At 31.4% G+C, this 13,298-nt stretch carries 13 protein-coding genes and 1 pseudogene; 6 read left to right on the top strand and 8 right to left on the bottom strand.

Translation table 11 applies throughout. The features are described from left to right. Both SB717_RS30660 and SB717_RS30665 read right to left on the bottom strand, forming a co-directional pair. Positions 1–483: pseudogene (locus SB717_RS30660) on the bottom strand (hypothetical protein); the annotation flags it as partial. Between the two features lie 637 nt (positions 484–1,120). After that, positions 1,121–1,627, bottom strand: coding sequence for a DUF3189 family protein (locus SB717_RS30665; RefSeq protein WP_192101206.1), 507 nt, complete (start codon positions 1,625–1,627; stop codon positions 1,121–1,123). Positions 1,628–2,045: 418 nt separating this feature from the next. Here SB717_RS30665 and SB717_RS30670 point away from each other — a divergent pair, with 418 nt between their 5' ends. After that, positions 2,046–3,032 carry a DUF3231 family protein gene (locus tag SB717_RS30670; protein ID WP_410906389.1) on the top strand — a complete coding sequence of 329 codons (987 nt, stop codon included), beginning with the start codon at positions 2,046–2,048 and terminating at the stop codon, positions 3,030–3,032. A gap of 376 nt (positions 3,033–3,408) precedes the next feature. Here the strand turns inward: SB717_RS30670 and SB717_RS30675 are convergent, their stop codons facing one another. The 3 genes from SB717_RS30675 to dcd all read right to left on the bottom strand — a co-directional run bounded on the left by SB717_RS30675 (position 3,409) and on the right by dcd (position 6,039). Then, a complete protein-coding gene (locus tag SB717_RS30675) occupies positions 3,409–3,879 on the bottom strand; it encodes a DinB family protein (RefSeq protein WP_061860515.1) in 471 nt (156 codons plus the stop codon). Between the two features lie 547 nt (positions 3,880–4,426). Then, positions 4,427–5,320: a GTP cyclohydrolase FolE2 gene (gene folE2, locus SB717_RS30680; RefSeq protein WP_410906391.1), complete on the bottom strand. Its 894-nt coding sequence runs from the start codon at positions 5,318–5,320 to the stop codon at positions 4,427–4,429. A gap of 143 nt (positions 5,321–5,463) precedes the next feature. Beyond that, on the bottom strand, positions 5,464–6,039 hold the full coding sequence (gene dcd, locus SB717_RS30685; protein ID WP_410906392.1) for a dCTP deaminase: 576 nt from the start codon (positions 6,037–6,039) through the stop codon (positions 5,464–5,466). 358 nt (positions 6,040–6,397) lie between these two features. Between dcd and rpsN the strand changes: the two genes are divergently transcribed. The 4 genes from rpsN (at position 6,398) to SB717_RS30705 (ending at position 8,933) form a co-directional block, all read left to right on the top strand. Next, entirely contained in the window at positions 6,398–6,667 is a 270-nt protein-coding gene (rpsN, locus tag SB717_RS30690; RefSeq protein WP_410906393.1) for a 30S ribosomal protein S14, read from the top strand. An 87-nt stretch (positions 6,668–6,754) separates the two neighbouring features. Next, on the top strand, positions 6,755–7,186 hold the full coding sequence (locus tag SB717_RS30695) for a (2Fe-2S) ferredoxin domain-containing protein (protein WP_410906395.1): 432 nt from the start codon (positions 6,755–6,757) through the stop codon (positions 7,184–7,186). After that, positions 7,164–8,153: a CobW family GTP-binding protein gene (locus SB717_RS30700; RefSeq protein ID WP_410906397.1), complete on the top strand. Its 990-nt coding sequence runs from the start codon at positions 7,164–7,166 to the stop codon at positions 8,151–8,153. The genes SB717_RS30695 and SB717_RS30700 overlap by 23 nt, the downstream gene beginning before the upstream one ends. 366 nt (positions 8,154–8,519) lie before the next feature. Beyond that, positions 8,520–8,933, top strand: a complete 414-nt coding sequence (locus tag SB717_RS30705) for a Fur family transcriptional regulator (RefSeq protein WP_410906399.1) — start codon at positions 8,520–8,522, stop codon at positions 8,931–8,933. An 18-nt stretch (positions 8,934–8,951) separates the two neighbouring features. Here SB717_RS30705 and sufU read toward each other — a convergent pair whose 3' ends face one another. Then, positions 8,952–9,383 carry a Fe-S cluster assembly sulfur transfer protein SufU gene (sufU, locus tag SB717_RS30710; RefSeq protein WP_098591387.1) on the bottom strand — a complete coding sequence of 144 codons (432 nt, stop codon included), beginning with the start codon at positions 9,381–9,383 and terminating at the stop codon, positions 8,952–8,954. A 28-nt stretch (positions 9,384–9,411) separates the two neighbouring features. Then, on the bottom strand, positions 9,412–10,362 hold the full coding sequence (locus tag SB717_RS30715; RefSeq protein ID WP_410906402.1) for a CobW family GTP-binding protein: 951 nt from the start codon (positions 10,360–10,362) through the stop codon (positions 9,412–9,414). 544 nt (positions 10,363–10,906) lie between these two features. On the opposite strand from SB717_RS30715, the gene SB717_RS30720 reads away from it, so the two are divergent. Continuing rightward, on the top strand, positions 10,907–12,094 hold the full coding sequence (locus tag SB717_RS30720) for a glycosyl hydrolase family 18 protein (RefSeq protein WP_410906404.1): 1,188 nt from the start codon (positions 10,907–10,909) through the stop codon (positions 12,092–12,094). A gap of 99 nt (positions 12,095–12,193) precedes the next feature. On the opposite strand, the gene SB717_RS30725 is transcribed toward SB717_RS30720, so the two are convergent. Further along, entirely contained in the window at positions 12,194–13,168 is a 975-nt protein-coding gene (locus SB717_RS30725; protein ID WP_410906406.1) for a CobW family GTP-binding protein, read from the bottom strand. Positions 13,169–13,298 lie beyond the last annotated feature (130 nt).

Below are 13,298 nucleotides of genomic sequence, written 5' to 3' on the forward strand. Positions count from 1 at the left end.
ACCTAAACCTGGCATAAATAAGGACCATATGATAGACATAATAGGATTTCTTTTATCCAAGTAGTTAATCTCCATAGCTCCCATACTAAAGGAATTAAAGGTGTGATTTTCTCTTTCAGCTAAGAGATATATTTTATTTAAATCAACCGTCGTTCGATAACTATCCCATATGGCAAAGATATAAACAGGAATATAAATGAGAAGCCACCTAGTGTTTAGTGACTCTTTCGCCATGTCTATGTCCCCTTGAAAGGAATGAATCATAGCCACGTTTATATTTGACTGAAGATTAATAACAACCTCCCAAATAAATAAAACAAATCCTCGAAGATATTTGGATAAAAGTAAATGTCCGAAACCGGGAAAGGCTGCTGACCACCAGGCTATGATGTAGGGATTTCTTAAGTGAATCTGAGTGGTTCCAAGTATACTAACGTGAGCTATATAGCGTCTTGCTGTGTTATCGTTTGTATAGTTTTTCATGTATGTTCTCCTATGGAATTATTAGGGCGAGTGAAAAAATCGTTTTTTACATCTTTAATCCATGATTAACATACTTTGATATATTTATTCTGTTTTACACGTTTAAAATACCTAAAAATCCTTCATGAGATAAAAAGGGTTTTTAGGTATTAGGTTCCTAGAAAATCCATTACGTGAACTTACTTATAATAAATTGTGTTTAATAAAAATAAAAAATCTTAAAAGGCATACGTATTAATACGCATGCCTTTTAAGTAAGCTTTCATAAAAAATCCCAAAGTATAAATATCAGATAATGCATATAGGGTTTGTCAAAAATTATTTTATCAAATAAATGTCGACTATTAAATATGGAAATATAATCAATTAAATGGATTTATTTAGATAACATTAGTGAATTAGATACAATTATATAACTAGAAAGGCGTGTACAATGACTATAAACTATACTTTTACAGACTTGTTTTTAGCGATACAAACTCTCTATTTTATATACGCTGTGAAATAAACATTTCTAGAAATTGCACTCTAATGTAGATATGGAGACCATTCGAATATCGAAGTGACACTTGTAATGGTATTAACACGTGTTTAGTCAAAAAAAGCCCCTGACTAGTCTGGGACTTCCTTTCAATGATTACTTAAATCTTTTATTTTCTAATACAATTACTTTTGAATTCGCTGACTTTCCTATTTGTTTCGTGTGTTCAACCAATTGTAGAATATTATGACAACATTTTTTGGCACCAACAACTAATAACGGTACACCGATGAAGTCAATTTTTAGCCCTCTGGACAAGAATCCTCCCAGTGTCATAGCAAATGGAACAGTTGGTGATGTATTTGAAAAAACTATTTTTTCATGAATTTGATATTTGTCTTGTAATAATAGACTTAAATTTTTTAAAGCTGGAACAACAAGTTTGGAGGACTTTCGACCAATTGTATAAACGGAATTCCCCTCTGTATCTACCCCATGAAAAATAATTTTCCCCATATCAGAATGAGTTAATTTATTGAAATAGTCAATATTTAATATTTCATCTTTAGTCAGTGTTCGACTAGTAGGTAATTTTTTTAAATGATAAGCTGCTGCCATAGAAGTGGTATGTGTTCCACCATAATCATTATAGATAAAAATCATGGTATCATCCTTTAGTTTTTGATTTATATCCATTATTACCGTTTATACAATTGCTAATTCAGGGATATATTAAAGGTGTTAAATTTCTTAATTTAACTTAATAGTATATAAATAAAAACTCTATTTTCAGGTACATATCCTAGTTACCTAATATGTTTCATATTCTATGAGCTTGATCTGTGAAAGCAACAAAATTGATAATATAACCGTTTTAGGATGCATTAATTTTATCTTATAAATAAGGAGAGAAATAGTAATGAAAAGCTTAATCATTATATTTATTATTTGTTTCGTGTTTGTTATTTTCTATCCATTCAAATCTTACGTTACTTAACAAATTTTCGAATCTCTATGGATTAAAAGAATATATATTATTCAAAAGGTAAATCTAAGAAAAAATGGATACAGGAGATTATACATGGAAAAATTAACGTCTGCAGAAATGGGTAAACTTTGGGCTACATATATGGGTAACAGCATGTCTACATGTATTCTAAGTTACTTTCTTCAACATGTTGAAGACCAAGATATAAAAAAATTATTGGAAAATGCACTAAGCTTAAGTAAAGAATTTCAGAAAACCATAAAAGACATTTTTATAAAAGAGAACTTTCCTATTCCACATGGTTTTACAAAAGAAGATGTTAATCTTGATGCCCCAAGATTATTTGAAGACGAGTTCTATGTACATTATTTAAGGTATGTAACTAAAGTAGGACTTAGTCTTTACAGTGTAGGGATACCGTTAATGTATAGAGAGGATATAAGGAATTTTTCCCTTCATTGTATGGAATCGACTATAAAATTGGGGGAACGGATCAAAGATATTTCAATAAATAAAGGATTGGTTATTAAATCGCCTATTATTCCGACGCCACAAAAAGTAAATATAGCACACAAAAATTATTTAAAAGGTTTTATTGGAGATGTTCGACCTTTACATGCATTAGAAATTGCCCATTTATACGATAATCTAGAGACTAACTTGGCAAGCAAAGCCTTAGTAATGGCGTTTAGTCAAGTTACAAAAACGAAAAAGATTCGAGAGCTATTTATAAAAGGAGAAGAAATTACTTATAAATCGATTGAAGGTTATATAAAAAAACTTCACGATGATAACTTGCCTTCTCCGGAATTAATTGATCATTTAGTAACAACTTCAACATCTTCTCCTTTTTCTGATAAATTAATGGTATTTCATAAAATGGATATGTTTTCGATGAGAGTAAGAAATTTTGGAAATTCAGTAGCTGTAAACGGAAGACGCGATTTAGCGCTAATGTATGCAAATTTTTTAAAGGATATATCAGGATTTGTTAATGATGCAGCAGATATCATGATAGAAAACGGATGGATGGAAACACCACCCGAAGCTGCGGATAGAGAAGAATTATCTTCAAAGTAGGGACTATACAGTTGTCAATGGTAGGCGTGCTGGGAGGCATTAAGGAATTGACAATGTCTTTATATGAAGACCCTCTTGGCACTCAAACAAACGTGTTTGTATGAGTGCCAACCGGCGAGAGAGCCCCTTCAAAAAAAGTGAGGGGGCTCTCTTTTTTGAGGGGGTCAGGAAAAAGACATTATGTCAACTGAAAATATATATTACATTCATCTTAAAAAGAAAAAACTACTGGGACTAGCCAGTAGTTGAAGAAGACATCTTATAAAGCCTATCTAATACAAGGTAATAACATGAACCCCACCCTCTCTTTTTAACATAGAGAAAAGGAGAAAATGGCTATACTTGCCGATAACTTTGTTATATCATTTTGTCAAATTCAATTTTTTACACCCACATGTTCAATTATTCGCTTCATTGCCTGAATCTGTCCCATATGAGTTGCTTCATGCATCAGTGTAACACCCGCCAGTTCTCCAAAGGTTTTACATCCTAGAAATGGCTTTTCCAAGGTATTGTTTAGCTGTTCGGCAGGAATTTGCTGAATACGAGCCAATTGATCCTTTAGCTGTATCATAAGCTCATCCATAGTAGGTACATCCCCCGTCCAATCGGCTGGTTTTGTACCATTTCCGAACAATTCCATATAGTTTGCTGGAAGATGGGTTGTTGCATGAGGAAAACCAAACATAGTTTGTTCAGTAACTGTCAAAACGTGACCTGTATGCCAATGAATTGTGTTGTTAAAACCATCTGGCTGCACATCAGTTTGATCCTCCGAAACAGCCCCTATGATTTTGAGGAAGTACTCTCTTCCGATTTCAAATTGCTTGAATACAAGTTTGTTCATCTCTTTCTCCCCTTTCACTGGTACAATCATCCATATTATACCACCTATAGGGAGAGAAGAATATAATTAAGGTACCTCTAGTGCTTCAAAATATTCGTACCCAGTTAACATAACTTATCTATTCTTGTCGTTTATACTTTATTAATAGATTGCCTTTTTCTATTTCTAAAGGAGTAAATTCTTCTTCTTTTTTTACTTGTTCTCTTAGTACAAGTTCTTTATATGCAAGAATAACCATTTTATATCTATACCACAAGATAAGTTTATAAAACACAATATTTTAATGAGTAAATATAAACTTATTTCATTTATTATATTAGTTTTAATATTTACACTTCCTGACGACAAATATGGTAGTGTTCATTAATTATTATTAGAGAACTACCCTAGGTTTTTTGAATCAAATTATTAAAACTTAATAGTAAAGCAATTAATTAAATTATATTTGAGATACAACTTAAAATATTAATTTATTTACAAAAAGAAGAAGTCTAGAAAATGTACGTTCTAACCTTCTTCTTTCTTTATTTTTATAGAGATTTTAGTATTATTTCTTGATGCTAAGTAAAGCTATTGCATCATGTAAATGTATAGATTCCTCATTCCTGCATTCTACATCAAACCCTTTAATCCAATCTATTTCATATAGATCTGCAGCTACAAGACGTACTATATCTTCTACAAAACGAGGATTTTCGTATGCTTGTTCTGTTACAATTTTTTCATCTGGTCTTTTTAATATAGGATGAATATACGCACTGGCATTTGATTCTGCAGCATGTAATAAAACTTGCTTCCAATCTATATCGTCACTGTAATCTGAAGAAAGTTGAGCACTCATTGTTACGTACCCACGCTGATTATGAGCACTATATTCACTGATTTCTTTTGAACAAGGACATAATGTTGTAATTCCACAAGTTAAACTAACTTCGTCTTTAAATCCATGTTCTTGAGTATAATTAATTTTCATTTTTGCTTGCGTATGGTTCAGTCCGGTTAAATCTGAAGAGGGACCTTTACGTTCATAAAACCATGGAAACTCTACTTGAAGTTGAGTATCTTTTTGTTCTAGTCTTTCTGATAACGTTTTTACAAAATCGTGAAGAGTAGAAAAATCTAATATGAACCCTTGACGTCTGTACTGTTCTAACTGCTCTACAAAACGACTCATATTTGTTCCTTTTTTGTCATAAGGAAGACTGGAAGTTAAGGTAAATGTCGCTATAGTCGTTTGTTGATTTGGAGATAACGAGCTATGTACATTAACAGGTTGTTTTACGTTGCTAATTCCTACTTGATTTATGTCAAATAAAAATTTGTTTTTTTGATTTTGTAAATCTTTCATTCCATTTTTTGTAGTGGGTTTAATTTTTGCACCTGGTGGCACAGAGCCAAATAATTTATGTCGTTCTTCTTTAGAAGGCAGTTTAATAATCATCTTCTCATCCTATCAACATGTTATTGCTATTCATAAAATTTATAATCTTAAATAACTTTATTAAAGATAAAATAATTATTATAAAAATCCCATTCCTTTTTTATATTAACAGTATCGATATGTCCAAGATTTAGAGAGTAAATCTAATCAAACTGTTTAAACTTCTTTTCATTGTTTAACTTTGAAAATCTCGTTTCTTCGTCAAGGTAGATCCTACTCTCAGTCGCTCCATGTTGACCACAGTATTTTCCTAGGTAAGGGGTAGCTTCATTATCTAAGGAAGCTAATACTAACTGACATATGCGCCTTCCAGATTTCAACTGAATAGGTACATGGTTAGCATTGTAAAGTTCTAACGTAATATGACCTTCAAACCCAGGATCTACCCATCCAGCGTTTTGAATAAATAGCCCTAACCTCCCTATAGAACTTCTTCCTTCTACAAAAGCAGTTAGATTATTTGGTAACTTTATATACTCCATTGTGGTACCTAAAATAAAGGAGTGAGGCGGAATTATGATAACGTCCTGATTAATTTCTCTATATTCCGCCGGTTTATCGAATGAAATCATGGAGGTAATGTGCTCATTAATCGTAAGAAAATGCGTTCCTAATCGTAAATCAATAGAAGCTGGTTGTATTTGAGAGTTAACAATTGGTTTAATATCCAATTGTTGAACTTCCAATTTCTTTAAGATCGTCTTGCCAGTTAAAATCACAATATCTTTTCCTCCTAAATAAAAATTTTATAAGGCTTAGTTAATTAAACTAATCATATTTTCTAGATAATTTTGTCATATAAATAACAGATTCGTTGTTCATATGAACAAGAGTGCATTTCTTAAAAATAAATCGTAATCATTACGTTTAATGTAATACTAAAAAAATATCTTTTAAAAGTCAACTATATTTTTCCCCTGTTTCTTTAGAATTTATTAACTACATCTGTTTGTTATTTGCATTTGAACCACAAGTAGGATATTATAACAAGATGTAAATAGTAATGGTTACGATTTAATAATGATGCATATCTTCTAATTAACCAAAACACACAACATAAAGAAAGGGTGTATTCCATTGGCAAAAAAATCTAAAGTAGTAAAAGAGAAGAAACGTCAAGAACTAGTCAAAAAATATACTGAATTACGAAGAGAGCTAAAAGAAAAAGGTGACTATGAAGCTCTTCGAAAGCTACCTAGGGATTCGGCACCAACTCGTTTACACAATCGTTGTGAGCTAACAGGAAGACCTAGAGGATATTTGCGGAAATTTAAGATGTCTAGAATTGCTTTTAGAGAATTAGCACACAAAGGTCAAATTCCAGGAGTCAAAAAATCCAGTTGGTAAATGAAGTTAAGGAAATATAAAGAAATAAGAGAGTAATAATTGAGTTTAAATCGTAATCATTACTGTTAGTTGACAGGAGGAAAGAATATGGCAACATGGGACTTAAGTAAAACTAAACATCACGTGCTTATTTGCAACGGAAGCAGTTGCAATCAAGTTGGAGCAGAAGGGCTAACTCAAGCAATTCGGAAAGAAATCTCAGATCAGGATTTAGATGGCACTATACATACAACTCGCACACGATGTAATGGACGATGTCATGATAAGTGTGTGGTCATCGCGTATCCTAAGGGAACGTGGTACAAAGATCTAAAACCAGAGGATGCCAAAATATTTATTGATTCCCTTATGACCAGCCAAGATGAGACGGGAAAAGTAAGTCATTTATTTAGTAATGATGGCTTTCAGAGGACTGAAGGAGTTGTAACAGGGATCTCCAAAGAGAAAGAAAAAGTAATGAAAGTATCAAAAAAACATTCAATGGAGGAATCTAACAATGGTATTAATGAAACCAAATAAAACTCCTATCACTATTTTAACAGGCTATCTAGGAGCTGGAAAAACCACTCTTTTAAATCGAATATTGACAGAAAAGCATAATCAGAAGATTGCTGTTATTGTAAATGAATATGGAGAAGTTGGAATAGACAACCAGTTAGTAGTTGATGCTGATGAAGAAATTCTAGAAATGAATAATGGCTGTATCTGTTGTACAGTTCGTGGAGACCTGATTCGTATTTTAAATACGCTTGTTTTATCAATGGAGCAAGGGAAAGTAAAATTTAATCGCGTTTTAATTGAAACAACAGGCTTAGCAGATCCAGCACCTGTTGCTCAAACATTCTTTATGGATAAACATCTGTCTGAGAAATTTGAAGTGGATAGCATTGTTACAGTAGTTGATAGTAAACATATCACTAAACATTTAGACAATCATGATGAGGCACAGGAACAAATTGCATTTGGTGATGTGATCATTTTAAATAAGACCGACTTAATATCGAGTGGCGATTTAAATTCATTAGAACGAAGAATTAATCAAATGAACCCTACAGCTAAACGCTTATACGCTCAAAATTGCAGTATAGATTTGAATGAAATTTTAGGAATTCACACATTTGATGTAGACCGAAAGATTGAAATTGACCCTCATTTCTTAGAAGAACATCATCACCATCACCATGACGATAAAGTATCATCTATTGCTTTTAGAGAAGAAAAACCACTTGATTTAGATAAGGTTAACCATTGGATGAGTTATCTTGTCCAAGAGAAAGGAGAAGATCTCCTAAGATATAAAGGAGTTCTTTATATTAAAGGTATGAAAGAACGAATTGTATTTCAAGGACTTCATATGCTCTTTTCCGGCAGACCTGACCGTAGATGGAAGGAAAGTGAGAGAAAAATAACCGAATTGGTTTTCATTGGTAAAGATTTAAATAAAGAGGAATTAGAAAAACAATTTAAAAATTGTATAGCTAATTAAAAAATACTCGCTTTAGAAGTATTATACAATTTCATACTCGTTAAAGGCGTACGCTCCTATCTTTATCGAGTATGAAACGTACTGGAGCGACTATTTTGTAAAATAAGATATCAAGTGGCTTGTAAATAAATGTACTAATACACGCAACTCATTCCCTTTTCTAGGCCTAGATGAAATTGATAAAAAGCTTAATAATTATAAGTGGGATGAATGAAAGATAGCAGCTGAAAGTAAATAATCTATTGTCATAGTAAACATTTTCAGAAATTATTTTTTACACTTTCATCCATAATTTATTTATATTATCCACAACAAAACGTAATTATTACTATTTATATTTTAATAATCTTTTAAAGGATGATATCTATGGTTAAAGAATACTATATAACCCACTTACAAGAAAATGGGTATAAGTGTACGCCTCAAAGAAGCGTTATATTATCATACTTCTGTCAGCATAAAAATAAACTAATTTCAGCCAGTACAGTTCGGAATGATCTAGAGAAAGATAATTGGAGTATAAGTCTTGATACGATTTACCGGAGCCTTTCATTATTTTCAGATGTTGGTTTATTAGAATCTACTAGTCTTAATGGTAAAAGATTATTTGGCTTAAAAAATAAACTTGATCATCAAAATATGTTTATTTGCACACAATGTAGAACAGTAAAACCCCTTAATTTTTGTCCTAAGGGAATAGTTCAATCTTTTTTAAATGATTGTTTAATTACTAGTCATAAATTCGAGGTCTATGGTTTATGTCCAAATTGTTGTAAATAATTATTTGACAGCCTTTCTTTAAGATTTCTCTCTATTCTTAAGTAATTTCTCAAAAGCTTGCCAGGGCATTAAAGCACAATTGTATCGGGCAGGAAATTTATGAATATCTCCTAAACTAATTGCATCCTCTAACCTTAGGTCATCCACTACCTTTCCAGTCAGAATCATATCCTTCATAAGTATAGAGAGCTCCCCTATCTCAGCAATTGTCTTTTTTTTTGCTATATTAGTAAACATTGAAGAAGAGGCCATACTAATAAAACATCCTTCTCCTACAAATGATAAGTCTTCTATTTTGTTTGCTTTAATCGTTGCATACATCGTCATTACATCTCCACAAGTAGGGTTTTTATAGTGTACTTTATGAGTATAACAATCTGTTTTCCTGTGGTTTCTTCTATTCTTTGCATGATCCAATATTACCCGTTTATATAAGTCATTAATATTCATTACGTCCCTCCTGTAGTATCTGATTAAATTACTCTAAATAAGCAGAGACTTTTTGCTTAGCATTTTGTTCTAAATCCTTTAACTCCTTCTTTAGTCTATCTAGATCAAAATCCTTCCCAATAAATACGAGATTTTTAGGGAATGTTTTTTTCTGTGGAAATGAGTAGGGAGATCTATATGAATATTGGAATAAATGAGTATGTACTTGATCATCTTCAAACTGCAAGAAACCTTTTATCCGATAGATATTATTAGGTAAGTTTTTAATCCATTCATCAAATTCTTTTTTAATAACTGAGCCTTCAAACTGGTAAGTCATGGTTTGAATATGTAAATGATGATGAACATGGAGCTCCTCATGGGTAGCACCACAGGAACGGTTGGAGTGATTAATTTCCTCCAATGACACTTGAGCATAAGTTGTTAAATTGATTTTAGCTTTAGGGTTAATTTTTATTATTTCTTTTTGGATAGATGATTGTTCTTTATCTGTTACTAAGTCGCTCTTATTTAACAGAAGATAATCACTATACCTGATCTGTTCTACAAGGAGTTTTTGCAATGACTGATTCAATTCATAACGATCCATCCATCTCTTTAGATCAACTACACCAATAATAGATTTAATATCAATAAATGGTGCAATAATAGGAGATAAACATGCATCTAATACTTCTAATGGATGAGCAACTCCTGTTGTCTCGATATAAATCACGTCAGGCTGATGCTGCTGATAAAGAGATAAAAGTTGAATTTCTAACTCATTTTTTAGGGTGCAGCAAATACATCCATTTAAAAGTTCTTTTAATGGTATTTTCGTTCCAATAATATCTGTATCAACAGAATGCTCTCCAATTTCATTTAATAACACTGCTACTTTCCGGTTTCGTTTCTTCTCTTCTTTCAAGATATTTTGCAATAAGGTAGTTTTCCCACTTCCTAAGAAGCCACCAAGTATAGATATATTGATTTTTTTCATCTGTTCTCACCCATTTCTTTGCTTCATATTTAGATATAAAAGCCTTTATATACTTTTATTATTATTAATACTCTTTGATATAACCTGATCGTTCAATTTTAATTGAATTGTTTGTAATAAGATTAATGGAACGCTCTCTTAATGTTTTTAATACACTAATTGCTTCATCTACTTGATAATACAATTATAATTATAACATTAAATCGTAATGATTACTATTATCTGTTTTTATGATTTGATAATGAATAATCTTCTAGTTATCTCCCTATTTAAAAGACATTTTGGAAGATTCCTTGCAGTTATTTTGAAGTTTTTGCATCAGAACCATTTTTATTACTAAAACACATAATAGTAAATGAGAAATTATCAAATTTATTTTTAAAAATTTTTAGTTCTTCACTCTATAATTTCACATAGAAATATACAGAAACAAAAATTAAATCGTAAATGTTACGTTTTAATTTTTGTATCTCTTTATTTACTAGATTTAATTTTAAACACTAAGTTTGAACTGCAATACTTATCTTAAAATGGAGGATTCTATATGAAACATTCTTACCCTTCATGTAATCGCCCGCCTGCTCTAAGACAGCTCTACAAGTATTTATGGATTTTTTTTCTCTTGCTCTTTCTCATAACTTTAATTATTCCTACTATGATTGTGTTTTCAACAGGTAGTGGATCTCTTGCGATGAATAAATCCCTAACTTCTTCAATTTCACAAAAGTCTTCTGCAGTCACTGAAGACAACAAAATTTCTTCTGTTTCTGTTAATAAACATGTTTCACCTAAAGAATCTCCTTTGTCTATAGGATGGGTAACAGGAAATAATAATAACTCGAGTAAACAAGATTTATCTGCTTATCATAATCTTAAAGTTGTTTCTCCAGCATTAGTTTCTATTAACAATCAGTATAACTTACAAGTGAACTCTACCCCCTCTTTAATAAACACTATGCATACCCAAGATAAAAAAATATGGGCACGTTTTATCATTAATAATGATACAAAATCTAATGTTCATACATTCCTTTCTAATCCTAGTAAAACCCAAGAAATAATCAAGAAAATTTACCAAGTTTCCCTTAATAACCAATGGGATGGTATCAATTTAGATATTGAAAACGTGCGTAGTCAAGATAGGGATCTTTTTTCACAATTTGTAAAAAGTTTATCTAATCTCCTAAATCAATCAAAGATTGTTCTTTCTATTGACCTACCTCCTGATTCTAAAGGAAGTAATAATAAATATGGACCATTTGATCATAAAATAATAGGGAATTATTGCGATTACATTATTTTTATGGGATATGATCAACATTGGTCAACAGACCCTGTACCCGGACCTGTAACATCACTCTCATGGCTAAAGGAAAATGTACAAGAGTTTACGAAAACTGGTATACCTCCTCAAAAAATGATATTAGGCCTTCCTGCTTATACAAGGGTTTGGCAACAAGACAATAGTGGGAAGATTGTAAAGAACCCTGCCACTTCTGTTCAATATGTTGAAGATTTAGTTACTCAAAATCATCGAAATTTAAATTGGAATTCCACTTTGGGGGAATATTACACTTCTTACACTGCAAATAACAGAGTTTATCAAGTATGGCTCCCTACTGTTACATCTTTTAAAGAATATTTAGATTTAATTCCGCAGTATCATCTAGCTGGATCTGCTATGTGGAGCCTAGATCTTATGAGCGCATCATATTGGAATCAAATATTTTAACAGATAATAATATATGTTAAATTCAAAGGCTAATAAATATTGTCTATTATAATTTAAAAAGACCTTTCTATTCATATAGAAAGGTCTTTTAGTTTATTATTATGTTCCATATACCTCTGGTATATTTGCTGTATCTAGATCTTGTCCAATTAGAACAATGCAAGAATCAATAACACCGTTTTGTGGGTGATCACTCACATCAATTTGATTAGAACTATATTGGAAATGATATAAACCTTGTTTTTGTTCTAATTTTACATATCCTTTAGCTCGAATAATACCTTCTGGAAGTGACTTTAACCAATGGCTTAATTGTTTTTTTGTAAAACTCGGCACATCTTGAATAGTCATTGTTTTGATGCCTATATGGTGTTCATGATGATGACTACAAAGCTTTTCATGTTCATGCGTATGGTTATTGCACTTACATGTTTTATTATCTAAAACTGCTGAGCTTATGCGCTTTTCCAATAATACCGGAATATCAACCTTTCCATATGAAGCTTTCAAAACCTTTGTGCCCTCAAGAGTATATTTTGCCAATTTCGTTTCTACTTTAGCCATTTGCTTGTCCGTTGCTAAATCTACTTTATTTAAGACAATTGTTGTAGCTCCTTTAACCTGACTTTCAAGTAAATTACGAATTATTTTTGATGTGAAAATACTTTGATTATCTACATACGTATTGGCATCAATTAAACTAATAACTGCTTGCAAATCAAAATACTTTAGTAATGAAGGGCTAGACATTGTTTCCACTAACTCAAGAGGGTTTGCAACACCTGTTCCTTCTATAAGTAATATATCAACAGGCCCTTTTTCATGTTGTTTTACTACATTTATTAACGTTGTTTTTAAATCATCTTGAATCGTACAGCAAATGCAGCCGTCTAGTAGTTCAAATACTTGTTCATTTTCAAACAAATGGCTCTCTACGTTTACACTACCTAATTCATTTAAAATAATTGCGGGTTTTAAATTTTTCTCTTTACAATATCTTAAGATGTTAATTAACAATGTTGTTTTTCCACTTCCTAAAAAGCCAGAAAGAATATAAGAAGGTATAGCTGTCATAATAATCCCTCCACATAAAAGAGTAATTGAAGATAGAGAATCTTCGTATAGGTGTACATTTTAGAATTAAATCGTAATGTTTACGTTTTGTTATACTACTTCTATCTTTATATGTGAAACGACATGTGGA

Origin of the sequence: Priestia sp. SIMBA_032 (assembly GCF_046535215.1) — a bacterium.
Taxonomy (GTDB): Bacteria; Bacillota; Bacilli; order Bacillales; family Bacillaceae_H; genus Priestia; species Priestia aryabhattai.

Bases quoted from the DNA above. Each gene is read 5' to 3' on its own strand.
- SB717_RS30720 (WP_410906404.1), top strand. From the start codon at position 10,907: ATGAAACATTCTTACCCTTCATGTAATCGCCCGCCTGCTCTAAGACAG.
- folE2 (WP_410906391.1), bottom strand. From the start codon at position 5,320: ATGATTATTAAACTGCCTTCTAAAGAAGAACGACATAAATTATTTGGC.
- SB717_RS30700 (WP_410906397.1), top strand. From the start codon at position 7,164: ATGGTATTAATGAAACCAAATAAAACTCCTATCACTATTTTAACAGGC.
- SB717_RS30665 (WP_192101206.1), bottom strand. From the start codon at position 1,627: ATGATTTTTATCTATAATGATTATGGTGGAACACATACCACTTCTATG.
- sufU (WP_098591387.1), bottom strand. From the start codon at position 9,383: ATGAATATTAATGACTTATATAAACGGGTAATATTGGATCATGCAAAG.
- SB717_RS30705 (WP_410906399.1), top strand. From the start codon at position 8,520: ATGGTTAAAGAATACTATATAACCCACTTACAAGAAAATGGGTATAAG.
- SB717_RS30725 (WP_410906406.1), bottom strand. From the start codon at position 13,168: ATGACAGCTATACCTTCTTATATTCTTTCTGGCTTTTTAGGAAGTGGA.
- SB717_RS30715 (WP_410906402.1), bottom strand. From the start codon at position 10,362: ATGAAAAAAATCAATATATCTATACTTGGTGGCTTCTTAGGAAGTGGG.
- SB717_RS30695 (WP_410906395.1), top strand. From the start codon at position 6,755: ATGGCAACATGGGACTTAAGTAAAACTAAACATCACGTGCTTATTTGC.
- SB717_RS30670 (WP_410906389.1), top strand. From the start codon at position 2,046: ATGGAAAAATTAACGTCTGCAGAAATGGGTAAACTTTGGGCTACATAT.
- SB717_RS30675 (WP_061860515.1), bottom strand. From the start codon at position 3,879: ATGAACAAACTTGTATTCAAGCAATTTGAAATCGGAAGAGAGTACTTC.